The organism is Pseudomonas maumuensis, assembly GCF_019139675.1.
GTDB lineage: Bacteria > Pseudomonadota > Gammaproteobacteria > Pseudomonadales > Pseudomonadaceae > Aquipseudomonas > Aquipseudomonas maumuensis.
Window position 1 is genome coordinate 3,710,706 of sequence record NZ_CP077077.1, and the last position, 23,455, is coordinate 3,734,160.

Here is a 23,455-nt window from a genome sequence, read left to right on the forward strand (position 1 = left end):
TGGCTCAGGCGCCACGTTAACCGGCGCCGTCGGTTGCGGCAACCGCGCTGTCAACCTGAAGTTGACAGCTCAGGTATACTGACCGCCTCGTCCACGCCCAAGGATCCAGCACCCATGACGGAAAACAGCTTCGCCTTTCGCCTCAAGGAACTGCTCGAACACCACAAGCTGACCCTGCAGGCGGTGGGCACGGCCTTGGGGATCTCGCGCACGGCGGTACACAAATGGACCCGCGGTGGCGAGATCGACTACGCCAACCTGCGCAAGCTGGCCGACCTGCTCAAGGTTAACTGGATCTGGCTGCGCTATGGCGAAGAGGCCCTGCACAGCGTGCAGCAGGCCGAGGTAGTCGAGCTGCCGATGACCGACGTGCGTCGCCGCTACACCGCCGAGATCATGGAGAGCGAGACGCGCATGAAGCTAGCCCAGGAGGGTGCGCGCATCGTCACCTGGGAATGGAACCTGGTCACCGACGAAGTGACTTACTCGCCCAACGTCGAGGCGGTGTATGGCTGGCCACTACGGCGCAACGAGGACTTCTGGGAACACATCCACCCCGAGGACGCCAGCCATATGCAGGGCATGTATGCCCAGGCCGTGGCCGACGGCACCGGCTGCGAGTGCGACTTTCGCATCACCCGCCCCGACGGCGACCAACGCTGGATCGCCTCACGCGCCACGGTGCTCAGCGACAGTGCCGGGCGCCCGGTGAAGATGGTCGGCATCAGCATGGACAACACTGAGCGCAAGGTGGCCGAAGAGGAGTTGCGCCAGAGCGAGGCGCGCTTTCGCACCATCTTCGAACTGGCCTGGGGGGCGCTCGCCTACATCGACCCGGATGGCAGCTGGCAGCGGGTCAACGGCAGCCTTTGCGAACTGCTGGGTTACCGAGAGGACGAGCTGTACGGCACGACGTTCCAGCAACTCACCCACCCCGACGACCTGCCGGACAACCTGGCGCTACTGCGACGCATGCTGGCCGGCGAAATCGAGCGATACGAGGTGCAGAAACGTGTGCGCCACAAGGACGGGCACTACCTCTGGGTGCGGGCACGCACCTCGCTGGAGCGCCGCGCCGATGGGCAACCCGAACATCTGATCAGCGTGTTCGAGGACATCGGTTCCGAACGCGAGGCAAGCCCGCGCGCCACCTGATACCTGCCCAGGCTCGAAGCTGGGCAGGCGCGCATGAGAGTCAGCGCTTGACGCCGTGTTGGATGACGATCGAGTCGGTGCCCAGCTTGGCCATCACCTCGGCCTTGCGCGCATCGGCATCGGCCTTGACCGGGAACGGCCCCATCAGCACCACCGGCTTGCCGTCGCGGTACTCGACCCAGGATGGGATGCCCTTTTCGATCAGGCGTGCGGTCATGTCGGTCAGGGCGCCCATGTTCGGCCCTTGGATCACCTCGACATCCCAGCCTTCCGGCGCCGGCTGGTCGGCCAGCGCCTCGGCGCGGCGCTGTAGGTCGGCGCCACCGCAGACTTCGCGGATACGCAGGTTGTTGCCGGTTTCGTCGATGAGGATCTCGTACTGACCGTCGTGCTTGATCGCCACGTAGCTGCGATAAGCCTCGTACTGACCGGCGTCATCCTTGCCGCGCACCTGGCCGCAGATGGAGCCCTGGGTATCGAAGCGCACGTTGGCGAACTTGGCCGTCTTGGGGTTGTTCAGGTGTTCGGCCACCTGCTTATGCACGCCTTCGACCTCGTTGTTACAGCCCGCCAGGGCCAACACCGCCATTACCACCGCCAGTTTGCGCACGCCTGTACCTCCAGATTCGAAGGGGCGGATTCTAGCATGAGCGAACCGCTCGACCGCAGGGATGAGGCGAAGGTGGAAAGTTGCAACGTGTGTCGGCGGCCATGGAACGGCGGAAAGCAAAAAGGGCGATCCTTACGGATCGCCCTCTTCTGATTTGGTAGGCACAATTGGACTCGAACCAACGACCCCCACCATGTCAAGGTGGTGCTCTAACCAACTGAGCTATGTGCCTGTCGTGTGGGGCGCATATTAGTGATCAACTGCGCACCTGTAAAGCGTTTTTTTCAAAAAAATCAAAAACTTTGCGAAATTCATCGGAGCCATCCCGGCGACCTGCGGACAAGGCCTTCACCGGCCGATCTCGCATGCGGCTCGCCCGCTGGAAGCGACCAAAAGCAAAAAGGGCGATCCTTGCGGATCGCCCTCTTCTGATTTGGTAGGCACAATTGGACTCGAACCAACGACCCCCACCATGTCAAGGTGGTGCTCTAACCAACTGAGCTATGTGCCTGTCGTGTGGGGCGCATTCTACGCGATCCAGATACCCTGTCAACTGTTTTTTTCACGCTAAGCTACTGAATCTTAAACTATTTATAGAAAGGCCGAGGTCCAGGGGGGCGTAAAGGATTTTCACCGGACGACTAGCGGGTGTTTATTATTATTGATAGCATCGGTACATTCGTTAAAAATATAAAACACGAGGTTCCTCGAGCATGGCAAACACCCCCTACCCCCAGTCCTACTACGCCGCCTCGGCCAACCCGGTGCCGCCACGTCCGGCGCTGCAGGGTGAGGTGGAAACCGATGTATGCATCATCGGTGCCGGCTACACCGGCCTGTCCAGCGCCCTGTTCCTGCTGGAGAACGGCTTCAAGGTGAGCATCGTCGAGGCCGCCAAGGTCGGTTTCGGCGCCTCGGGCCGCAACGGTGGTCAGATCGTCAACAGCTATAGCCGTGACATCGATGTCATCGAGCGCACCGTCGGCCCCAAGCAGGCGCAACTGCTCGGCCAGATGGCCTTCGAGGGCGGGCGCATCATCCGTGAGCGCGTGGCCAAGTACGACATCCAGTGCGACCTGAAGGACGGCGGCGTGTTCGCAGCGCTGACCAGCAAGCAGATGGGCCACCTGGAATCGCAAAAACGCCTGTGGGAACGCTTCGGCCACAACCAGCTGGAGCTGATGGACCAGAAGCGCATCCGTGAAGTGGTGGCCTGCGACAGCTATATAGGCGGCATGCTCGACATGAGCGGCGGCCATATCCACCCGCTGAACCTGGCCCTAGGCGAAGCCGCCGCGGTCGAGTCGCTGGGCGGCATCATTTATGAGCAAACCCCGGCCGTACGCATCGAACGTGGCGCCAACCCGGTGGTACATACCCCGCAAGGCAAGGTGCGCGCCAAGTTCATCATCGTCGCCGGCAATGCCTATCTGGGCAACCTGGTACCGGAGTTGGCTGCCAAGTCGATGCCCTGCGGCACCCAGGTGATCACCACCGAGCCGCTGGGCGAGGAACTGGCCCGCACCCTGCTGCCGCAGGACTACTGCGTCGAGGACTGCAACTACCTGCTCGACTATTACCGCCTGACCAGCGACAAGCGCCTGATCTTCGGCGGTGGCGTGGTATACGGTGCGCGTGATCCGGCGAACATCGAGGCGATCATCCGTCCGAAGATGCTCAAGGCCTTCCCGCAGCTCAAGGACGTCAAGATCGACTACGCCTGGACCGGCAACTTCCTGCTGACCCTGTCGCGCCTGCCGCAGGTCGGCCGCATCGGCGACAACATCTACTACTCGCAGGGTTGCTCGGGCCACGGCGTCACCTACACCCACCTGGCGGGCAAGGTGCTGGCCGAAGCCCTGCGCGGCCAGGCCGAACGCTTCGACGCGTTCGCCGGCCTGCCGCACTACCCGTTCCCGGGCGGCCAGATGCTGCGTGTGCCGTTCAGCGCCATCGGTGCCTGGTACTACAGCCTGCGCGATCGCCTGGGCTTCTGATGTAAAGCCATCGCGGGGCAAGCCCGCTCCCACAAGGCCAATCTTGTGGGAGCGGGCTTGCCCCGCGATCATTTCAGCCTCAGCGCCCCAAGCTGGTGACAGCCTGCTTCGCCGCGATCTCCTGCCCCGAACGGGCCAGTTCATCCGCCGCCTGCAGCCAGCGCTGGCGATCCACCTGGGCCGGAAGTTGCCGTGGCGATTGCAGCAACACCGCCCAGTTCCCCTCCTTGGCCCACGCCGACTCGAAATCATCGAAGGCCATCAACTGGCGCCGATGCATGCCCGAGCGCAGCAATACCCGCTGCTTGTAGCGGTCATAGCCGATCAGCACCGCATAGCGCGGCTCGCTCCACCACGCCGAACCTTCCTGATAACGCAGCAGCACCGGGTAACCGGCCGCCACTTGGGCGAGCAAGGCATCCAAATGTTTGTCCAGCGGGTAGACGACTCTGCCGTATTCACGGGCAACCCGAGGAATGCCGGTTTCCAGGGATTCGGCGGCGGCAGGCAGGCCCAACGGCTTGTCGAGCAGGCCAGGCGTGATCGGTGCGCCCTGCTGCGACAACACGGCGGCCAGGGCCATCGCGCCACTGTGGTTGGCTTTACCGCCGTAGAAAGGAACGCTGCTGATCTCGACCCGCTGTGGCAGGCCCTTGAGCGCGGCCGGTGGCGCGCTGGCGCAACCCGACAACGTAGCCGCCACCAGGCAGGCGGCCAGCAGGCGACGTGGGCCAAGGGCCCGGGACGTGATGAGTTTCTGCAACATGGACACTCGCATGATCCAGCGCCAGGCAGGCGGTGCCCGGCCATGAGTGCCGATCATAGGGCGCGGGCGGCTTCGGGTATAGCCCGATGCGGGCTTGGAACGAAACAACCCAAGTACTAGACCTTCGGTCAATGGAACGTCACAGGCTACAGGCTAGACTAAAGCAGTGTCTGGATGGCGAGCCTGGCTCGCCGGAGAGAAGGAGGCACACATGAGCCTGACAATGGCAATTCTAATGCTGGTCGGCATGTGGCTGAGCGTCGCGGCCGCCATGCTCTGGGGTGTACTGCGCATCGTGCGCCGGCATGCACACCCACATCACCTGCCCCCTCAAGCCTTGGTCAAACCGCAACCTGTGCGCCGTGCGCGTCGGCATGCCGGAGCACATTGAGCTGAAGCTTTCCTGAAACGCATCGCGGGGCAAGCCCGCTCCCACAAGACATGTTCTTTGTGGGAGCGGGCTTGCCCCGCGATGGTTTCACGCCAGGTCAGCCCTCGGCAGCCTCACGCTTCAAACGCGCCCGACGCGCCAGGATATTGAGAATCTCGATCGCAGTCGAGAACGCCATGGCGGCGTACACGTAGCCTTTCGGCACATGGGCACCAAAGCCTTCGGCGATCAGGGTCATGCCGATCATGATCAGGAAGCCCAGGGCCAGCATCACCACGGTCGGGTTGTCGTTGATGAACTTGGCCAGCGGGTCGGCGGCCACCAGCATCACGATGACGGCGCTGATCACGGCGATGATCATGATCGGCAGGTGCTCGGTCATGCCCACGGCGGTGATGATGCTGTCGATCGAGAAGACGATGTCCAGCAGCAGGATCTGGAAGATCGCCGCGGTGAAGCCGATGGTCACGGCGTTGCCGGCCTTGGACTCTTCCTTGGCGCCATGTGGGTCGACGCTTTCATGAATCTCCTTGGTCGCCTTCCACAGCAGGAACAGACCACCGGCGATGAGGATCATGTCCTTCCACGAGAACGTGTGGCCGAACACCTCGACCACAGGCTCGGTCAGCTGGACGATCCAGGCCACGGTGCTGAGCAGCGCCAGGCGCATGATCAAAGCCATGCTGATACCGATGCGCCGCGCCTTGGAACGATAGGCTTCGGGCAGCTTGTTGGTGAGGATGGAGATGAAGATCAGGTTGTCGATGCCCAGCACGACTTCCATAGCTACCAGGGTGGCGAGGGCAACCCAGGCGGTGGGGCTTGCGGCGAGTTCCAGCAAATATTCCATTGGTCAGTCCTGCTCTCAGATGTCCTGGGTGTCTTTCTTGTCGTCTTCGGCCTTGGCTTTCTCGCCATCGCTGCCGATGGCGTCGCTCAAGGCCTGCTGGGCGGCGTCGTTGGTCTTGTCGATGGCCTGCTTGGCGGTCTCGGCGGCTTGGTCGAGCATCTGCTGAGCGGATTTCTCGGCCTGGTCGCAACCGGACATGGCGAACAGGGCCAGTACCAACACCAGCGGTGTGCCAATGGATTTGAGTTGTAGCATGAGGTCCTCGCTTGTCGAATTCCGGGCGGCGCGCCATGCGCCTGATGGGGTGGCATTCTAGAGAGGCTGAAACATCCGGAAAATTCGTATTTTCAGCGTGTATACTTCGGTTTTTCCGAATCGAGACAGGCATGCTCAACTATCGCCAGCTCCACTATTTCTGGGCGGTGGCCAAGACTGGCAGCATCGCCCGCGCCAGCGAACAGCTCAACCTCACCCCGCAAACCATCAGCGGCCAGATCAGCCTGTTCGAGCAGACCTGGAACCTGGAACTGTTCCAACGCGTAGGACGCCAGCTGGAACTGACCGAGACCGGGCGCCAGGCCCTGGCCTACGCCGAGCAGATGTTCCAGATCGGCGGCGAACTGGAGGCCATGCTGCGCGCGGGGCCGCAAGAGCAGATCCTGTTTCGCGTGGGCGTGGCCGACGTGGTGCCCAAGTCCATCGTCTACCGCCTGCTGGCGCCGACCATGGAGCTGGACGAGGTACTGCGCATCAGCTGCCGCGAGGACAAACTCGAACGCTTGCTGGCGGATCTGGCAATCCAGCGCCTGGACCTGGTGATCTCCGACAGCCCCATGCCCAACCACTTGGACATCAAGGGCTACAGCCAGAAACTCGGCGAATGCGGCCTGAGCTTCTTTGCCACACCCTCCCTGGCCGAACGCCTGAAGCAGCCCTTTCCCGCCTGCCTGGACGACGCGCCGCTGTTGATCCCCGGCCAGGAAACCGTGCTGCGCAGCCGTCTGCTGCGCTGGCTGGCCGAGCAGCAGGTGCAGCCGCGCATCGTCGGCGAATTCGACGACAGCGCATTGATGCAGGCCTTCGGCCAGTCGGGCAGCGGCATCTTCGTCGCCCCCAGCGTGATCGCCGAGGAAGTCTGCCGCCAGTACAGCGTGCGCCTGATCGGCCAGACCGAGGCGGTGAACGAGTCGTTCTACGCCATTTCGGTGGAGCGCAAGGTCAAGCACCCGGGGATCCTGGCGATCACCGAGGGTGCGCGGCGGGAGTTGTTCCACTGGTAACCCTGCGCCTACAGGGGCCAGCAAGGACTGTGATAAAGTCGCGCCCTTTCACGTAACTGGATTGCGCTGCACATGACCCCCATCCTTCGCCTCATCAATCGCACCGGCCTGGTGACGCAGATCTGCATCGGCCTGGTGGCCGGCATCGCCCTGGCCTTGCTCGCCCCCTCCGTGGCCCGCGACCTGGGGTTCCTCGGCAAGGTCTTCGTCAGCGCCCTGAAGGCCGTGGCACCGATCCTGGTGTTCATCCTGGTGATGGCTTCGATCGCCAACCACCGCCATGGCCAGGAAACCCACATCCGCCCGATCCTCTGGCTGTACCTGCTGGGCACCTTCGCCGCGGCAGTGGTGGCTGTGGTGGCGAGCATGCTGTTCCCGTCCAACCTGGCACTGACCACGGGCGAGGCCGCACTCAGCGCTCCTGGCGGCATCGCCGAAGTGATGCAGAACCTGCTGCTCAGCGCCGTGGACAACCCAGTCAACGCACTGCTCAACGCCAACTTCATCGGCGTGCTGACCTGGGCCATCGGCCTGGGCGTGGCCCTGCGCCATGCCAATGACACCACCCGCACCGTGGTCGAGGACCTGTCCAACGGCGTGACCCTGATCGTGCGCGTGGTGATCCGCTTCGCCCCGCTGGGCATCTTCGGCCTGGTCAGCGCCACCCTGGCGCAGTCGGGCCTGGACGCGCTGCTCGGCTACCTGCACCTGCTGGGCGTGCTGATCGGCTGCATGCTGTTCGTGGCGCTGGTGATGAACCCGCTGATCGTGTTCTGGAAGATCCGCCGCAACCCGTACCCGCTGACCCTGCTGTGCCTGCGAGAAAGCGGCATTACCGCGTTCTTCACCCGCAGCTCGGCGGCCAACATCCCGGTCAACCTGGCGCTGTCGGAAAAACTCGGCCTGCATGAGGACACCTATTCGGTATCGATCCCACTGGGCGCGACCATCAACATGGCCGGCGCGGCGATCACCATCACTGTGCTCACCCTGGCCGCCGTCCACACTTTGGGTATCCCGGTGGACCTGCCGACCGCGGTGCTGCTCAGTGTGGTGGCGGCGGTCTGCGCCTGCGGTGCCTCGGGCGTGGCCGGTGGCTCGCTGCTGCTGATCCCGCTGGCCTGCAGCCTGTTCGGCATCCCCAGCGAAATCGCCATGCAGGTGGTGGCGGTCGGCTTCATCATCGGCGTGCTGCAGGATTCGGCCGAGACCGCCCTGAACTCCTCGACCGACGTGCTGTTCACCGCCGCGGCCTGCCAGGCCATGGAGCGGCGCAGCGCCTGAAGCCCCGTCGCGGCTCAAGCCTGCCCCACACCCGGTGGGAGCCGGCTTGAGCCGCGATAGATTGCTTAAGCCCGGCGCTTTACCTAGGCTAGTGGCCTTTTCCTCGCAATGAGACAGGGCCATGTCAGAACACGAAAGCACCCGCGAAGGCCGTTTCAACAGCATCGAGATCCGCGTGCTCGGCTCGCTGATCGAGAAACAGGCCACCAGCCCGGAAACCTACCCTCTGACCCTCAATGCCCTGGTCCTGGCCTGCAACCAGAAGACCAGCCGTGAACCCGTCATGAACCTCTCCCCCGGCCAGGTCGGGCAGGCCCTGCGCGCCCTGGAGAACCAGGAGATGGCCCGCCTGCAGATGGGCAGCCGCGCCGACCGCTGGGAACAGCGGGTGGACAAGGGCCTGGAGCTGGTACCGGCGCAGTTGGTGCTGATGGGCTTGATGTTCCTGCGTGGCCCACAGACCCTCAGCGAACTGCTGACCCGCAGCAACCGCCTGCATGAATTCGAGGATGTCGATCAGGTCCAGCACCAGCTCGAGCGCCTGGTCTCGCGTGGCCTGGCCTTGCACCTGCCGCGCCAGGCCGGCCAGCGCGAAGACCGCTACACCCACGCTTTGGGCGACCCGGCCGAGATCGAGGCGATTCTCGCAGCCCGCCAGCAAGAAGGCGGCACGCGCGCCAGCGCGGCGGACGAGCGCATCGAGGCACTGGAAGCACGGGTGGCGGCGCTGGAGACGCGCCTGGCGCAGCTCGAAGGTTGACTCAGGGCTTTTCGGCGTCGGGGAAGTTACGGCAGCTCTTGCGTTCGGCCAGCTCCCGCTCACTGGGGCGCTGGTCGACGAACACGGTGCGGCCGTCGGCGTAGATTTCCAGGTAGCCCCAGTGCAGGTCCTGCTCGGTCTGTCCGGGCTTGGGCGGGACGAGCCACCAGGGTTCGCGGCTGATCAGGGTCATGGCGGGCTCCAGCAAATGTCTGGGGTAACTATAGACAGCCGGGCCAGGCGGGGGATTGTTCCTCAAATAGTAATTATGAAGTGCCGAGAGCACCGATTCTCCCCGCCAACCGAACGGACTAATCTCGATCCTGCGAACCAAGCCCACCGAACTTGAGGATTGACCACGATGTCCCGCCCCCCACTGCCGCCGTTCACCCGTGAAACCGCCATCGAGAAAGTCCGTCTTGCCGAAGACGGCTGGAACAGCCGCGACGCGGCCAAGGTGGCCCTGGCATACACCACCGACACCCGCTGGCGCAATCGCGCTGAATTCTGCAACAGCCGCGAGGAGGCCCAGGCCTTCCTCACCCGCAAGTGGAACCGCGAGCTCGAATACCGCCTGATCAAGGAGCTCTGGGCCTTCACCGACAACCGCATCGCCGTGCGCTACGCCTATGAGTACCGCGACGACAGCGGCCAGTGGTACCGCGCCTATGGCAACGAGAACTGGGAGTTCGCCGAGGACGGCCTGATGCGCAATCGCCACGCCAGCATCAACGAACAACCCATCAGCGAAGCCGAGCGCAAGTTCCGCTGGCCACTGGGACGCCGTCCGGACGATCACCCGGGCCTGAGCGACTTCGGCTTCTGAAGACCAACACCGGATCTGCGGGGCCGCTCGACGGCCCCGTTTCAGGTTTGGGAAACCGCCGACTTCATCCGCCAACGTCTGCTGGAAGCAAAGCAGAGTTTCACCCTCGAAAGTACAACGATGTCGGCGGGCAAGGCGGATTGCTTCGTCGAGCAGTACGCCCTCCTCACCGCAGCGCTTGCCGGCCAGCGCTGCAACTCCTCCCATAGGCTGGCGTAGCGCGCCTGTACCGCAGGCGGGCAGGCCAAGGTGAACTCGGCGTTATCCAGCACCGCCTGGGGGATATTCAGTTCGGGCGCTGTCTTCAGGTGCTCGGGCAGAAAAGCATCGGCGCCTTCGATGCCTGTGGCATAGCCGTGAAACGTCGAATTGAGCGCGGCATTGCGCGGCTCGAGCACGAAGTCCATGAACAACCGCGCATTCTCCACATTGCGCGCCTGAGCCAGCAGCACCAGGCTATCGCTGAACACCTGTGTCCCCTCGCGCGGCAGGCCAAAATGGATGTGGGCATTGGCCAGGCGCTGGCGCAGGGCCGCGCCGTTCCAGTCGATACTCGCCTGGAAATGCCCGCTGGCCATCATTGCCACGCTGCCATAGTCCAGCGCCTTCCAGGCTGGCCTCGCCTTGAGCAAGGTCGTCCGCACCTTGGCCATCAGCGCGGGATCGGCCTCGCACATGCGCCCGCCATGCAAGCGCACCGCGGCGTAGATCACCTCGTTGAGATCGGCACCGATATTGATGGTGCCGACTAGGGCTGCGGGTGGATCCAGGACCACTGACCAGGTATCGATATCGCCGCTGTAGCGGTCGCCATGCACCGTCACACCCACCACACCCCATGCCCATGGCAGCGAATGCTCGCGCCGTGGGTCGAATGGCGGATCGGCCCAGGCGGCCTGGACATGCCGGAAGTTGCCCAGGCTGGCCGCCCCGCTCGGCCGCAACAGGTGCGCCTCGCGCCAGGCGGGCAGAAAGTTGCTGGCGACCACCGCCAGGTCCGCCTCTATCTTGCCCTCGCGCAACTCGGCCAGCGCCGCTTCACTGGTGCGGTACTCGATCAGCCGCACCTTGATGCCGTGGGCCTGCTCGAACCTGGCCAGCAGCTCGGGGCTGGTGTAACTCTCCCAGTTGTACAGGGTCAGGTTACCGGCGGCACTGACCAGTCCGGTCAGCAGCAGGTTGCACACACCAGCCAGCAGGCCAGTGAACAGCGTCTTGAACATGGTGCGCTTCCTTAGCGGGGTTCATGGGTCAGGCCATGGGTAGCAGGATGCGGCCCAGCGCCACCTGCTCGGCGCGCTCGTCGGTCCCGTCCAGCGTGGAGTAGGCGATCGAGGCAGAAAACAGCATGAGCATCACCGAGGCTGTGCGCAGGAAAGTGCCAGCATGCATAGACCAGGCGCTGCGCAAGGTCAGCAGGTGGCCTAGGCAGGTCCACAGGCTACCGATCGGGACCAGCACCAGCAGGAACACGCCCATGAACCAGGCGAACTGCTGCACCGACTGGAACGCCGACAGCGGAAAGACGCTACTGGCGAACAGGAAGGCCTTGGGGTTGAGCAAGGTCGCCAGGAACACCTCGAAACGCCCCGTGCTGCGTCGCTCCGCCACCAGGCGTGCCGCGCCACAACGCCATAGCTTGATCGCCAGCCACAGCAGGTACAGCGCGCACAGCCATTTCATGCCACTCAGCAGCCAGGGCCGATCGGCCGCAACCACCAACAGGACACTGCCCCAGGCCAGTATCGACAGGCCATAGCCTGCGGCCTCCGCACCGACCAGGGGCAAGGCGCGACGCAGGCCGACCTGCAGGCCAGCCGAGAACAGCAAGGTATTGGTAGGCCCCGGCACCACCAGGATCAGCGCGGCAAGCAGCGCCATGGGTAACAGTTGTTCGAGCGTCGGCATCGCAAGTCCTCGCTGAACGGGCCTAGGGTGCGGTGAACGGTAGTGAGGTGCGCAGCGGCTCGACGCTGTCCAGCCCCAACCCCATGCGACACAAGCGCTCGATCCCGACGCCGAAACCGGCGCTGCGCGGCGGTACGCTGCCGTCGCGCATCAAGGCGCACATGATCGCGTCCTCAGGGCCGAAACTCGCCAGGTGACGGGCCTGGGCCTCGAAGCGGTCCGGGTCGTCCTCGTCGGTATAGCCATGGACCACTTCCACGCAATCGATGAGGATCTCGAAACGCTCGACGATCGCGCCAGCGCCGTCACGCCGCCTGGCGCGTACCTCTGGCAGCAGCGGGAAATCGGTCACCACCATGCAGCAACCACGCGACAAAGGCTCGATCTGCTCGGTGATGTAGCGGTCGATCAACCACAGCGGCGAGATATCCGGCTCGTCATACAGCTGGCGGAAAGCTCGCACCAGCGCATCACCTGCCGCCGGGTCGGCGAACAGGTCGATGCCCAGGTCGTCACGCAGGTGGCTGGCGAACGACAGCACCTGGATCGGACCCGGATAGAAGGCTTGCACCAGCCGGCAAGCCAGGTCCAGCATTTCACCAAGGCTGGCATCCTGGCGATAGAGATCGAGCATGGTGAACTCGGGCAGGTGGGTGGCATCCAGCGCGTCTGGCCGGAAGCACGCCGCCAGTTCGTAGACCGCCGGCGCGTATTGCAGGTTGCAACGCAAGGCAAAGGCCGAGGACTCACGCAGCCAGCGGCCATCGCTCAACTGCAGGCGAGGCCGGTCGGCATCACCGGGATAGCGGCGCAGGATGGGGGTCATGATCTCGAGGTAGCCTGCGCTGTCGAGCATCTGGCGGATACGCCGCAGCATCAGCGCCTTGTAGAGCACCGGATGGGTGTCGGGGGACATGCACACTCCTTGTGGCGGGCCGCGCGCGGCCCGCAGTCAGCTCAGGGTTGGGGGTCGATCTTCCACCAGCGTGGACGGGACGATGTGAACGAGTGGGAGGTCGGGCGCAGCGCCTTGTCGCCCTTGGCGTCGAAGCAACCCAGCAACAGCCCCACGGTGGGCGCGTCGTCGATGGCACCGATGCTGCTGCCGCAGGTGGGGCAGAATGCCCGGCTCGAGTGCTCCGAAGAGCGGTACAGGGCCGGCATGCCGCCCTCGCCCACCCACTCCACGGCGTCCTTGTCATATTCCACCCAGCACAGCGTCAAGCTGCCAGAGTGGCGTTGGCACATGCTGCACGAACAGGTATGCGGAAAACGCGGCACGCCAGTCGCGACGAAACGGATGCGACCGCACAGGCAGCCGCCTTTGTAGACGGTGGTTTTCATCGGGCTACCGGCTCCTTGCCATCGCGAGCCGCGTCGACCATGGCACTGAGCTCCACCCACTGATCGACGAAGGGGTTGAGCATCTGCAGGAAACCGTCGATCACCTGCGGCTGGAGGAAGCCAAACAGCGGAGCCTGGCGAATGAAATGGGCTATGCCGTCCTGATGCCCCTGCTCCACCGCTACCTTGCCGTTGGCGGCGGCATGCTCTTCATCCAGGTGCATGCGGTAGTAATCGTGTAACCGGGGAAGATCGGCGCCGCAGCCACGCCCCAGCACTTCCCCGAGCCGGTCGGTGATGGCCTGCAGCAGGCGGGTCTCGGCGATAGCCACTGCCTCTGTGGCGTAGTACATGCCAAGGATGGTCGAAGGGCAGTGCGACCACGCCAGCACGTCGATCAACGACACCAGGCTGCGGGTGGAGGCCGCCCTGGGCATCCAGCCGTTGACACGCAGACCGAGATCGGCGATCAACGCGCCACTGAACACCACATAGTGTGCCGGCAGCTTGCCGCGTTCGCCGCCCTCCTCGAGGTAGTTGCGCGTCAGCTCCTGGGCCAGCTCCGGACAGAAGCCGCGCACCGTGTCGGCCGCCCGCAATAGCAAGGTCGAATTGTAGCGAGCGAACACCGACAGTTCGCCGATGTACAGGCGCGCCTCGTCCGCACTCAGTTGCAACGGCTCGACCCGCTGCCAGATCTGCTGGTAGACACGGGCAATCAATGGGTCGAAATTGTTCGCTGATAAGGCTGTGGCCGGTGATGACAGCGTGGCCCTGGCCAATCGCTTGCTCGAACACCTGGCGGGTGGCGCTTGCCTGATCGAGGTCATCATCCACCAGGCTGGGAAAATTTCGGTACATGCTCAACGCTCCTTGGTTCGGTTCAGAACACTTCCAGGCAACCTGTGCGCGAGAGCGCCTGGCCGACCGTTCGCTGCTGCTCGGTAAGCACCTGCAAGGCGTCATGGTTGTTCAGTTGCTCCAGCCACGCGGCATGGCTACCGTCTGGATCATCGAGCACCACGCTACGCGCGGCAGCGAAGACCCGCCGCTGTCCAACGGCACAGTCCAACGCCGCCTGCTGGCTGATGCGGAACGGCGCGCGCAAGCGAATACGTTGCCCTATCGCGAGTGCCAGCGGCTCGTGCAACGGGCGTTCCTCGCGCACCTGGGCCGAGATGGCGCGCGGCAGTTCCCAACCACCATTGCTGACCAGGCGGTGCCAGTGATAACCGAGGTACTCCGGCAGCGCAGCATCGCTCCAGCGCCGCAATGTATCGTCGAGCAGTTGCCCGAGCGGTAACAGCAGGGGGTTGCGGCTACCGAATGGCTGCAGTGCCGAAATGCCTTCCTGATCGAACGGCAGGCTTTGCTCACTGAGGTCGGGGATCACCCGGCGAGCGAGAAACCGGGTCAGCGGATAGGTATAGAACGGCAGCGCCACCGACACGGAATACTGGTCCTGCCGGCCAATGTGGTAGACCGAGGCAGGCAGATACAACACGTCGCCGGGCTTGAGCACGAACAGCTTGCCGGTCTTGAGCAACGCCTCGTAGGCGCCGGCATCGGCAAAGGTCGGGGCACGCCCGCCGGCGAGGGCCAGGTACTCTTCACGGGTCCAGCAATAGAAATCCTTCACTCCCGGGCCGAGGTGGCACAGGAAGGCATGCTCGAAACCTTCATGGATGCCGAAGGCCGTGCCGGCATAGTTGCCACAGAACGCGGCCTGTTCCACGCCGCCAATCGGCATGCCGCGGAACTCGAAGAACGAGCGGATGAAGCGACCGAAGTCTGCCGCCAATTGCGGGCTGACCTGCTCGAGATTGTTGATCACCAGACTGAAACGTTGTTTGCCAGTGAGGCGCTGCATGAAGGCGACCAGCGATTCGTTATCGAGACGAGGCTGTTCATACGCCTGGTCGATAAGTTCATCCCGGCGCGCCTCGCCATCATATACCCGAATACGGCAGTCGGTACTTTCGCGCAGCGTCTGCTCGGCCAGGGCATAAAACGCCTGCTCTACTGTTTGCGGCCCGGCAAAGCCTTCATTCAATGGCAAGATCGACTCAAACAAGTAAGGCGCCCGCCCGTTCGCGGTCTTCTGGTCAAAGCCGTCCCACAACTTTACGTCAAACATAGACAGACATTCCCTTGCGCCAATGAATAACCACATCACGGTTGTAGTGACCGATCACCGGCCGTTCCCGGTGATCGGCGCTTGCAGCAATCAGGCGTCAGGACGCACGCCTGCCTTCATCGCGTCTGGCCGTACACCCGCCTTCATGGCATCCGGCCGTTCCCCGGCCTTGAGCGCATCCGGACGAACACCGGTTTTCAGGGCATCAGGGCGTACACCAGCTTTCATCATGTCCATTTCGAAAGTCATCATGCATGTTCCTTCTTGATGATTGGCAAACTAAGGTTGCCCGCACACACAGGCACGACAATGGCCCCGGCAAAACTTGGAAGTTGCATCCAGCTCCACCACGACAACTTGATCAGGCCATTTTCTTTTGTACTTGCTAGTACAGACAGTGGTTTCAAACACGCCGTCGAAGGGGGTTCGGCGGCGTCGGAGAAAAACTACCTTTTGCGTAGGAAATTACCAGAGCGGAAAGTGTTTCGACTTGTTTTAAAGTGCTCAACACATTGATTCAGCATTGAAAAACGTCAAAAAAAGCTAAGAATCAGCAGGGCATCGGCAACTGTTTAAGATGGGCGTTACAAACCGGTTCCAGGCTTTGCAAACAAGCATTCGACCGGGCTGGCGCACCAGCCTGTTTTCCACGCAGCATGCGCGACGCGCCGTCCTTAGGACGCGAGGATGAAGTCCGCCGCCGTCACACTGGCCGCATCCGCCACCCCGACCAGACGAATGGAGTCGGGCCCACCGAAACTGACCAGCGTATCGTCGCCCACATCGGCAATGCTGACATTGACGGCAAAGCTCGCCGCGGTAATGTTCAGCGCCGTGATATCCAGGCGGTCCTGGCCGCCTGCCGGGGCGGCGTCGCTGGGCAGCCTGGGGGAATGACGATATCGACCAGATCAACCGCTACCTGGGGCCGGAGTTGTTGGTCAACAAACTAGGTCGATTCACAGCCCCACGACATCCGCCCACGGATTGGCGATACTACGCGGCCCTCATCCATGAAAAGGACTTCGCTGATGAAGCGACTGCTTGCCCTCACCCTTCTCACCCTGGCCATCGCCGGCTGCGACAAGGCCGACCAGGCCACCGCAGTGTCCGGCCAATGCGCCAAGGACATCGACTGCAAAGGTGAGCGCATCTGTGAAAGCGGCCAGTGCGTCAACCCGCAGCCCCAGGCCGCGATACTGGCCAAGCCTGCCGTCACCGCGCCGCTGGCGCCGAGCATCGCCTATGAACCGTTGCCGATCAGCGACGAAGGCGCCGGTCCGTTCCGCGTCCAGAGCATGGAACTGGGCACCGCTTTGAACTACCAGTCTCGGGCAGGCGTGATGAACGTCATGGAGTCCATCGTCGCCGACACCGAAGGCACTGGCTACGTCGCCATCGAAAAAGCCTACGCCTTCGGCCCGAGCCGATATGTGCTGGTAGTGTCCACGGGCGAAGGCGGCAATGCCTGCCCGGCGTCCACCTATGTCTTCAGCTTCGACACCAGCGGTGAGTACGTGGACGGCAAGGCCGAAGTGGACGGCTGTTCGGAAATGGTCGAAAGCCTGGCCGAAGGCAACAAGCTGACCATCAAGAAGGATGGCGCCGCGACCGTGGTGTACAACGGCCAGGTGAAGTAAGTGACCGGCGCGTTGCAGGTCACGGCCACACGCTGTCCAGCCGCTGAAACAGACGGACTCAGGCCGGCACCACGTTGACCCAGAACCCCAGCACCCGCTGGACCCGGACCGGCAGCACTTCGCTCAGCAGCGTCAGGCTGTCGTCCGGCTGGTCGAGGGACAACGATCTGCTGACCCGCAATCCCGCGATCCGTGGGTCGCACCTGAGCACGCCGGGGCGATAGTTGTCGAGCTCCTCCAGCACCTCGGCCAGGGGCATGCTCTCGGCCACCAGGTGTCCGTGGGTCCAGGCTCCGGCCCCATCCGGCAGTGCAACGCTCGGGGTGCTGCCCTTGTCGCCGAACAGCTGCTGCCAACCGCCTTCAAGTGCCACCGACGCTGTCGAACCACACGCGACCGACGCCACGCCATCGAGCATCTGCACCAGGGTGGCGCCGGCCTGTTGCTGAACGATGAAGCGTGCCGCCTGCCCCGGCAGAATGCGTACCTGCGCAGTTCGCAGGCTGACTCCAGTGCCCTGCGTCACCTCCAGCAGCACCCGTCCACGTTGCAAGGTCACGGCGCGGCCAACGCTGTCCAGCGCGCTGCGACTGTCCAGTAGCACTGAAAGGCCCGACGCCAGCCGCCAGCCACGTCGCTGCCCCGTACCAGTGGCGCAATCGCTGAGCAGGGTTGGCAGCGCGCCGCACTGGCTCAGGCCATAACCACTGGCGAGGAGCGCAGCGCTCGCGGTCAGGCCGCCGAGCAATGCACGCCGCGATACCTTTACCCGGCCACCCCAGGTCCCCAGCGGCTCGGCGTCAGTGTTCTGGATCAGGTCCAGTGCCGGCTCGCGGTTGCTTGAAGACATACGACGACTCTCTGGGGAGGGCGAAAGACGCTTATGATAATTCTTATCATTTACTTTCTACCAGTTGCTTCATCCCACTCCAAGGGCAGGCCTTTCAAGATACTCGCCACAGCGCCTGCAGCGCACGCCTGGAGGACAAGCCGCGGTGTACGCGCCCTGCAGAACTTTTTCCATTTTCCCGGTCTATTGGGTGAGTGCGTTCCACGGCTGTTCCAACAGCTAGCGAACACACGTTCATTGCCAATCAGAGGTTGTCTTCACTCATGAAAATCCCTGCCCCATGCATGCTGCTCGTTGGCCTGTTCGTACTCGCGGCCGCAGGCTCGGCAACCGCCGCAGCGATGAAGACTTCGATACCTCCCTCCCATACCCTCGACCTGGCGCACCGAAAGGCCACTGAAAACCCCTGGCCAAGCCTGGCAAGCGGGCCATCGGCGCCATTGCTGGCCCATGACGACCGCTATCGCCACGACGAGCGCTGGCATGACCACCGCGACGACTGGCGCCGGGAGCAGTGGCGCCGGGAGCAGTGGCGCCGCGAACAATGGCGCCGGGAGCAGCACCGCCGGGCAATGGAGCGGCAACGCTACTGGGACCGCCACCATGATCGCGCCCTGCACCATCGCTATGACGACGACCGCCGCTACTATCGCCGCTGATCAGCAGCCCCGAGTATCCCGACCCGTGCTGAAGTTCCACAGGAGGCCGGAGGCCACCGCAATGCTTCCTGGAACATCTTGAAAAATCGTGCAGGCCCGACCGGTTGAATGGCAATCTAGGGCGCGCAGCAATCCCTCTTCAGGATATTCAACGGAGTCATGCACTCATGGCAGCAATGGATCGCGTTTTTCATGACCTTCACCAGCAAGGGCTGTTGCTCCTGGCCAACGTGGCGGACGCCGGCGGCGCACGCCTGGTCGAGCGCCAGGGCAGCAAGGCGGTCGCCACCAGCAGCGCCGCCGTGGCCTGGTCCCATGGTTATCAGGATGGCGACAAGCTGCCCCTGGCGCTGCTGGCCGGCACCGTCGAGTCGATGGCAAGGGTACTCAACGTACCGCTGACCGTGGATATCGAAGGCGGCTACTCGGACGTTCCCGAACAGGTCGCCAAGGTCGTGGGCAGCGTCATCGACGCAGGCGCGGTGGGCATCAATCTCGAGGATGGCACGCAGTCCCCCGAACAGCTCCTGCGCAAACTCGACGCCGCCAGAAACGCCGCCAGCCAGCGCGGGGTCGACCTGTTCATCAATGTGCGCAGCGATGTCTACCTGAAGAACCTGCTGCCCGCCGAGCAGCGCCTCGAAGAGCTCCTGCGGCGTGCCAGGCAGTATGCCGCAGGTGGCGCGAACGGGCTGTTCGCCGCCGGCGTGGTCGAACCCGGCGAGATCGCCACGCTGTGCCGTGAAGTGACGCTGCCGGTCAACCTGCTCTGGCGCGCAGGCTTGCCCGGCCCTGCCGAACTGCAACGGCTTGGCGTTCGCCGCCTGAGCGCCGGTTCGAGCATCGCCGAGTTTCTATACGGTGCCATGAGCGGCCTCACCCAGCGCTTCCTGCAAAGTGGGCAGCTCGACACCGGTGGGTTGAAGGCCCACAGCTATGCAGAACTCAACGCTCTGATGGCCACCCAGGCTGATCGTACCTGAGCGCGATTGGGGCGACAGGTGATCCAGCGCTGCTGCACGCGCCTGTACGACAGTAGCGTCGTACAGGCGCCTCTCTTCAACCTCCGCGCCATCGCATTCGCGAGAACCATGCCATGCAAGTGATCGCCGCCCCCTCGAACCTCGGCCTCAGCCCACTGAGGCCCGGCCACCAACCCGGTACCTGGCGAGCCCCGTCAGCCCTGCTTGCAGCTGGCCTGCTACGGGCGATCAAGGCCAGCACCGTGAGGCATCTGCCGCGCCCGGCCTATTCAGCCGAGGCGCAGCCCGGCACCCGCCTGCGCAATGGCCACGCCCTGCGCGCGTTCAACCTCGCCCTGGCGGACATGGTGCGCGCCGCCACGCTGCAGGATGAATTCGCATTGGTCCTCGGCGGAGACTGCTCCATCCTGCTCGGCGCACTGGCCGGTGCGCGTCATGCAGGCCCGCTGTCGCTTCTCCACATCGACGGGCACAGCGACTTCCGCCACCCCGGCAACTACGACCCGGCACAGAGCCTCGGCGCCGTCGCAGGCATGGACCTGGCCCTGGCAACCGGCCGTGGCGAGGCGCTGGCGACCGACTGGCCCGGCATAACCAGCCCGCTCGTCGCCGATGCCCAGGTTATCCAGCTGGGCGAGCGCGAGAACCGTGACCATGACTTCGCCTGGCCCGACATAAACCATACGGCCATCAACCGGATCGACGTGTTCGAGGCGCTTGCCATCGGCCCGGACGCGGTCATCGCACGGGTCAGGGAAACGCTCGCTCAGGTGCCTGACCAGGGGCTCTGGATACACCTCGACGTCGATGTGCTGGACCAGGCGATCATGCCCGCGGTCGACAGCCCCGGCTCACCGGGCATCGCGCCCGACGACCTGGTGAAGATCCTCACCCCGTTCGTGGCGGATCGACGCTGCCGGGGCATGACGGTGACCGTCTTCGACCCTGACCTGGACCCCGACGGGCGCTGCGCGGCGACGATCATCGAGCTGCTGGGGCGATTGCCATTTCCACCGAGCAAGACCGATTGAAGCAGCCGCCATTTTACTTGCGTACCGGTAGTGCCCCGCCCCCGACCCTGTGTATGCTGCTCGGGCGCGGCGAGCGGCCCACGGCGGCTTGCAGGACATCGCGCGGCCGCCCTGCGTGATCGGACCATGACCGGGCTACCCGTATCGGACACCCCCGCCCTATGCCCGTCGACCTGCAAGCGCTCTACCCCAGGCTGATCCACCTGATGCTGGACACCGTGTTCGTGGTCGACCGGGACGACACCATCGTGTTCGTGAGCGATGCCTGCGAGGCCTTGCTCGGCTACCGCGCCGAAGAGCTCACCGGCACCCCGATCACCTGTTACATGCACCCGGACGACCTGGAGGCCACCCGCGCCTCGATCGTGCGGGTGATGAACGGCAACGCCCACTGCGACTTTCGCAACCGCTATGTGCGCAAGGATGGCGAGATCGTGCATATCCTCTGGGCGGCCTCGTGGTCCGACGAAGTGGGCGCGCGAATCGGTGTCGCCCGCAACATCACCGCCCTCACCCAGGCCGAGCAGGAACTGCGCTTCCTGGCCCATCACGACCCGCTGACCAAACTGACCAACCGCTCGCTGTTCAACGACCGCCTCGCCGTAGCCCTAGGCACGGCGCGCCAGCAGCGCCGGCGGCTGGCCTTGCTGTTTCTCGACGTCAACGATTTCAAGGGTATCAACGATGTGCATGGCCATGCCGCCGGCGACCGCGTGCTGTGCGCCATCGCCCGGAGGTTGCAGGACAGCGTGCAGGCGGCGGATACCGTGGCGCGGATCGGCGGTGACGAGTTCATCGTGCTGCTGACCGATGTGCCGTCCGAGGATGCCGTTTACGAAGTGGTCGAGCAGATTGCCATGATCATGGAGGAGCCGCTCGGCGCCGAGTTCGGCGAAGTCAGGATGCCCTCCTGCAGTATTGGCGTGGCCTGCTACCCCAGCGATGGCGAGGATGCCGACACCTTGCTCAGCCATGCCGATGGCGAGATGTACCGCAAGAAGCGGCGGCGGGTACGAGTGGGGTGATCCCCGCTCGCACCTCGACGTTGGCAAAGATCAATCGCTACCGCTCAGCCCTTCCAGGCCTCCACCACCACCCGCGTGGCCGCCGCGATCGTCTCGCTGTTCCAGGGCGCATCCGGCTTGACGCCACGGCTGAACACCACGAGGATCCACGGCGCCCGGCCTTTTGGCCAGATGACCGCGACATCGTTGGCCACGCCATAGTCGCCCGACCCGGTCTTGTCGCCCACCAGCCAATCCTTCGGCACGCCGGCGCGGATGCGGGCATCGCCCGTGGTGTTGCCCTTGAGCCAGGCCTGCAGCTGTTGGCGCTCGGCAGCAGCCAGGCCATCGCCCAGCAACAGGCGCTGCAGGGTCACCCCCATGGCCAGGGGCGTGGTGGTATCACGCGGATCGCCCGGCAAGGCGGTATTGAGCGTCGGTTCGTTGCGGTCGAGGCGGAACGTCGGGTCACCCAGGCTGCGGGCGAACGCCGTCAGGCCCGGCGGGCCACCGACCAGCTCGAGCAACAGGTTGCCGGCGGTGTTGTCGCTGTACTGCACCGCGGCGGCGCAGAGCTCGGCCACGGTCATACCGGGGCCTACGTGCTTTTCGGTGACAGGGGAATACACCACCAGTTGTTCGCTGCCGTAGGCGATACGCCGCTCCAGCAAGCCTGGCTCGGCCTGGCTGCGGTGCAGGATGGCGCCGGCGAGGACGGCCTTGAAGGTACTGCAGAACGCGAAGCGCTCCTCGGCGCGCCAGGCCAGTTGCTGGCCGCTGCCCGTGTCCAGGGCCCACAGGCCGATCGTGCTGCCGCTGGCGGCCTCCAGTTGCTGCATCGGCTTGCGCATTGGGTCATCTGCCCAGGTTGGCAGGGTCAGCAGGGCCGAACAGCCGAGCGCGCCCTGAAGCACGCGACGGCGGCTGAGGGTGGGAGTCATGCAGGTATTCCTTACGGCAATGAGCAAAAAGCGAAGGCTAGAACGTTTTAGCCTGTGCGCCAAGCCGATGATACGCCCAAGACCTGCTTGCACGGCGCAGGGTACGGGCTTCTCCTGTGGTCGAGGCTGAGACCGCGCCAGCGGCATTCTTTTCGCGCCACCGCCCTGGCCACCCTTGCGTTGACTGGCAAAAGGCAGGACAGTAACCGGGTGTTCCCGCAATGAAACGGAGATTCGCCTTGACTACCGATCGCCTGAGCCTGCTCCAGTTCGAGCACCTCAGCCTGAAACCCGCCGCCGCCAGCCAGTTCGCCCTTTCGTTGAAGGAGCTTGAACAGCTGACCCTTCCCGAGCGCTACGCCTTCCGCGCAGCCCACTACCTGGGCGACCTGGCCGAAGCGGAGAACAGCCAGCAACTGGCGGTCGCCAAGGACCAGGGCATCGGCTTCACCCAGGGCCTGCTCACCGCCGCGGCAATCGAAGACGCACTGGCGAAAAGACTGATCGAGGTCTTCAATAACGCCAGCGAACGCGCCCACAAGCTATTGCCTCAGTAATGCCTTCAACAGCCCGGCGCCATGCCGGGCTCGCTCTGCCCCGATCTTGCCCTACCAGCTTCTGCGTCTCGCCTGGCACAGCCCAAGGAGTCCACATGCCCCTGGTACGCATCGATATCAAGCGCCACCCCGACCCGACCCACCTGCGCACACTCGGCCAGATCGTCTACGCCTGCCTGCGGCGCACGATCAATGTCCCCGAGCACGACAACTTCCAGGTCCTGACCGAGCACGACGGTGATCGCCTGGTGTTCGACCCTGAGTACCTGGGCATCCAGCGCTCTGACGGCCAGGTGTTCATCCAGATCACCCTCAGCGAAGGCCGCACGCTTGAACAGAAGAAGGCGCTGTACCAGGCCATTGCCGAAGGCTTCGAACGCGAGGCTGGAGTCCGCCCGCAGGACGTGTTCATCAACCTGGTCGAAGTACGCAAGGAAAACTGGTCGTTCGGCAACGGCATCGCCCAGTACGCCCTCTGATCC

Annotated in this window: 28 protein-coding genes, 2 tRNA genes and 1 pseudogene; 14 read left to right on the top strand and 17 right to left on the bottom strand. The window is 64.0% G+C overall.

The features are described 5' to 3' along the window. The first annotated feature begins 114 nt into the window (after positions 1 to 114). The gene (locus KSS90_RS16510; RefSeq protein ID WP_217866439.1) at positions 115 to 1,155 is read left to right on the top strand and encodes a helix-turn-helix domain-containing protein; all 1,041 of its coding nucleotides are present in this window, start codon (positions 115 to 117) and stop codon (positions 1,153 to 1,155) included. Between the two features lie 40 nt (positions 1,156 to 1,195). Here KSS90_RS16510 and KSS90_RS16515 read toward each other — a convergent pair whose 3' ends face one another. The 3 genes from KSS90_RS16515 to KSS90_RS16525 form a co-directional block, all read right to left on the bottom strand. Beyond that, positions 1,196 to 1,765 (bottom strand): SPOR domain-containing protein, encoded by a 570-nt coding sequence (locus KSS90_RS16515; protein ID WP_217866440.1) that lies wholly within the window; start codon positions 1,763 to 1,765, stop codon positions 1,196 to 1,198. Positions 1,766 to 1,920: 155 nt separating this feature from the next. Beyond that, positions 1,921 to 1,997 (bottom strand) — tRNA-Val (locus tag KSS90_RS16520). Positions 1,998 to 2,199: 202 nt separating this feature from the next. Beyond that, positions 2,200 to 2,276: transfer RNA gene (locus KSS90_RS16525), tRNA-Val, on the bottom strand. 202 nt (positions 2,277 to 2,478) lie between these two features. Between KSS90_RS16525 and KSS90_RS16530 the strand changes: the two genes are divergently transcribed. After that, on the top strand, positions 2,479 to 3,762 hold the full coding sequence (locus KSS90_RS16530; protein ID WP_046856227.1) for an NAD(P)/FAD-dependent oxidoreductase: 1,284 nt from the start codon (positions 2,479 to 2,481) through the stop codon (positions 3,760 to 3,762). 79 nt (positions 3,763 to 3,841) lie between these two features. Here the strand turns inward: KSS90_RS16530 and KSS90_RS16535 are convergent, their stop codons facing one another. Beyond that, positions 3,842 to 4,585 carry a peptidase C39 family protein gene (locus tag KSS90_RS16535; protein WP_217866441.1) on the bottom strand — a complete coding sequence of 248 codons (744 nt, stop codon included), beginning with the start codon at positions 4,583 to 4,585 and terminating at the stop codon, positions 3,842 to 3,844. 154 nt (positions 4,586 to 4,739) lie between these two features. Between KSS90_RS16535 and KSS90_RS16540 the strand changes: the two genes are divergently transcribed. Then, on the top strand, positions 4,740 to 4,919 hold the full coding sequence (locus KSS90_RS16540; protein ID WP_081941225.1) for a hypothetical protein: 180 nt from the start codon (positions 4,740 to 4,742) through the stop codon (positions 4,917 to 4,919). Between the two features lie 97 nt (positions 4,920 to 5,016). On the opposite strand, the gene KSS90_RS16545 is transcribed toward KSS90_RS16540, so the two are convergent. Beyond that, a complete protein-coding gene (locus KSS90_RS16545) occupies positions 5,017 to 5,769 on the bottom strand; it encodes a TerC family protein (protein WP_217866442.1) in 753 nt (250 codons plus the stop codon). Positions 5,770 to 5,784: 15 nt separating this feature from the next. Continuing rightward, positions 5,785 to 6,024 (bottom strand): hypothetical protein, encoded by a 240-nt coding sequence (locus KSS90_RS16550; RefSeq protein ID WP_217866443.1) that lies wholly within the window; start codon positions 6,022 to 6,024, stop codon positions 5,785 to 5,787. Between the two features lie 131 nt (positions 6,025 to 6,155). On the opposite strand from KSS90_RS16550, the gene nhaR reads away from it, so the two are divergent. The 3 genes from nhaR to KSS90_RS16565 all read left to right on the top strand — a co-directional run bounded on the left by nhaR (position 6,156) and on the right by KSS90_RS16565 (position 9,093). Further along, positions 6,156 to 7,049: a transcriptional activator NhaR gene (nhaR, locus tag KSS90_RS16555; RefSeq protein ID WP_217866444.1), complete on the top strand. Its 894-nt coding sequence runs from the start codon at positions 6,156 to 6,158 to the stop codon at positions 7,047 to 7,049. Between the two features lie 72 nt (positions 7,050 to 7,121). Next, on the top strand, positions 7,122 to 8,333 hold the full coding sequence (gene sstT / locus KSS90_RS16560; RefSeq protein ID WP_217866445.1) for a serine/threonine transporter SstT: 1,212 nt from the start codon (positions 7,122 to 7,124) through the stop codon (positions 8,331 to 8,333). 121 nt (positions 8,334 to 8,454) lie between these two features. Continuing rightward, entirely contained in the window at positions 8,455 to 9,093 is a 639-nt protein-coding gene (locus KSS90_RS16565) for a YceH family protein (RefSeq protein WP_217866446.1), read from the top strand. 1 nt (position 9,094) lies between these two features. On the opposite strand, the gene KSS90_RS16570 is transcribed toward KSS90_RS16565, so the two are convergent. After that, complete coding sequence (locus tag KSS90_RS16570) at positions 9,095 to 9,286, bottom strand: hypothetical protein (RefSeq protein WP_023631521.1); 192 nt, start codon at positions 9,284 to 9,286, stop codon at positions 9,095 to 9,097. 168 nt (positions 9,287 to 9,454) lie between these two features. Between KSS90_RS16570 and KSS90_RS16575 the strand changes: the two genes are divergently transcribed. Next, the gene (locus KSS90_RS16575) at positions 9,455 to 9,919 is read left to right on the top strand and encodes a nuclear transport factor 2 family protein (RefSeq protein ID WP_217866447.1); all 465 of its coding nucleotides are present in this window, start codon (positions 9,455 to 9,457) and stop codon (positions 9,917 to 9,919) included. A 41-nt stretch (positions 9,920 to 9,960) separates the two neighbouring features. Here the strand turns inward: KSS90_RS16575 and KSS90_RS16580 are convergent, their stop codons facing one another. The 8 genes and pseudogenes from KSS90_RS16580 to KSS90_RS25930 all read right to left on the bottom strand — a co-directional run. After that, a complete protein-coding gene (locus tag KSS90_RS16580; RefSeq protein WP_217866448.1) occupies positions 9,961 to 11,142 on the bottom strand; it encodes an extracellular solute-binding protein in 1,182 nt (393 codons plus the stop codon). Positions 11,143 to 11,170: 28 nt separating this feature from the next. Further along, complete coding sequence (locus KSS90_RS16585) at positions 11,171 to 11,827, bottom strand: LysE family translocator (protein WP_217866449.1); 657 nt, start codon at positions 11,825 to 11,827, stop codon at positions 11,171 to 11,173. Positions 11,828 to 11,849: 22 nt separating this feature from the next. Then, entirely contained in the window at positions 11,850 to 12,743 is an 894-nt protein-coding gene (locus tag KSS90_RS16590) for an amino acid--tRNA ligase-related protein (protein ID WP_217866450.1), read from the bottom strand. Positions 12,744 to 12,784: 41 nt separating this feature from the next. After that, positions 12,785 to 13,171, bottom strand: a complete 387-nt coding sequence (locus KSS90_RS16595; RefSeq protein WP_217866451.1) for a GFA family protein — start codon at positions 13,169 to 13,171, stop codon at positions 12,785 to 12,787. Beyond that, positions 13,168 to 13,893: a DUF3865 domain-containing protein gene (locus KSS90_RS16600; protein ID WP_217866452.1), complete on the bottom strand. Its 726-nt coding sequence runs from the start codon at positions 13,891 to 13,893 to the stop codon at positions 13,168 to 13,170. The genes KSS90_RS16595 and KSS90_RS16600 overlap by 4 nt, the downstream gene beginning before the upstream one ends. A 161-nt stretch (positions 13,894 to 14,054) precedes the next feature. Next, positions 14,055 to 15,245: a cupin domain-containing protein gene (locus KSS90_RS16605; protein ID WP_225933094.1), complete on the bottom strand. Its 1,191-nt coding sequence runs from the start codon at positions 15,243 to 15,245 to the stop codon at positions 14,055 to 14,057. Between the two features lie 153 nt (positions 15,246 to 15,398). Next, a complete protein-coding gene (locus tag KSS90_RS16610) occupies positions 15,399 to 15,560 on the bottom strand; it encodes a hypothetical protein (RefSeq protein ID WP_217869864.1) in 162 nt (53 codons plus the stop codon). Positions 15,561 to 15,982: 422 nt separating this feature from the next. Next, a pseudogene (locus KSS90_RS25930) lies at positions 15,983 to 16,183 on the bottom strand (calcium-binding protein); the annotation flags it as partial. A 156-nt stretch (positions 16,184 to 16,339) separates the two neighbouring features. On the opposite strand from KSS90_RS25930, the gene KSS90_RS16615 reads away from it, so the two are divergent. Beyond that, positions 16,340 to 16,948: a hypothetical protein gene (locus tag KSS90_RS16615; RefSeq protein ID WP_217866454.1), complete on the top strand. Its 609-nt coding sequence runs from the start codon at positions 16,340 to 16,342 to the stop codon at positions 16,946 to 16,948. A 58-nt stretch (positions 16,949 to 17,006) separates the two neighbouring features. Here KSS90_RS16615 and KSS90_RS16620 read toward each other — a convergent pair whose 3' ends face one another. Then, positions 17,007 to 17,798: a FecR family protein gene (locus KSS90_RS16620; protein ID WP_217866455.1), complete on the bottom strand. Its 792-nt coding sequence runs from the start codon at positions 17,796 to 17,798 to the stop codon at positions 17,007 to 17,009. Positions 17,799 to 18,061: 263 nt separating this feature from the next. On the opposite strand from KSS90_RS16620, the gene KSS90_RS16625 reads away from it, so the two are divergent. From KSS90_RS16625 to KSS90_RS16640, 4 genes are all read left to right on the top strand, one after another. After that, on the top strand, positions 18,062 to 18,457 hold the full coding sequence (locus KSS90_RS16625) for a hypothetical protein (protein WP_217866456.1): 396 nt from the start codon (positions 18,062 to 18,064) through the stop codon (positions 18,455 to 18,457). Positions 18,458 to 18,624: 167 nt separating this feature from the next. Next, complete coding sequence (locus KSS90_RS16630; protein ID WP_217866457.1) at positions 18,625 to 19,440, top strand: isocitrate lyase/PEP mutase family protein; 816 nt, start codon at positions 18,625 to 18,627, stop codon at positions 19,438 to 19,440. Positions 19,441 to 19,553: 113 nt separating this feature from the next. Then, complete coding sequence (locus KSS90_RS16635; RefSeq protein WP_217866458.1) at positions 19,554 to 20,471, top strand: arginase family protein; 918 nt, start codon at positions 19,554 to 19,556, stop codon at positions 20,469 to 20,471. A 161-nt stretch (positions 20,472 to 20,632) separates the two neighbouring features. Then, positions 20,633 to 21,496 carry a sensor domain-containing diguanylate cyclase gene (locus KSS90_RS16640; RefSeq protein ID WP_217866459.1) on the top strand — a complete coding sequence of 288 codons (864 nt, stop codon included), beginning with the start codon at positions 20,633 to 20,635 and terminating at the stop codon, positions 21,494 to 21,496. 44 nt (positions 21,497 to 21,540) lie between these two features. On the opposite strand, the gene bla is transcribed toward KSS90_RS16640, so the two are convergent. Then, positions 21,541 to 22,416: a class A beta-lactamase gene (gene bla / locus KSS90_RS16645; protein ID WP_217866460.1), complete on the bottom strand. Its 876-nt coding sequence runs from the start codon at positions 22,414 to 22,416 to the stop codon at positions 21,541 to 21,543. A gap of 239 nt (positions 22,417 to 22,655) precedes the next feature. On the opposite strand from bla, the gene KSS90_RS16650 reads away from it, so the two are divergent. Then, on the top strand, positions 22,656 to 22,973 hold the full coding sequence (locus tag KSS90_RS16650; RefSeq protein ID WP_046856247.1) for a hypothetical protein: 318 nt from the start codon (positions 22,656 to 22,658) through the stop codon (positions 22,971 to 22,973). 95 nt (positions 22,974 to 23,068) lie between these two features. Beyond that, a complete protein-coding gene (locus KSS90_RS16655) occupies positions 23,069 to 23,452 on the top strand; it encodes a tautomerase family protein (protein ID WP_217866461.1) in 384 nt (127 codons plus the stop codon). Positions 23,453 to 23,455 lie beyond the last annotated feature (3 nt).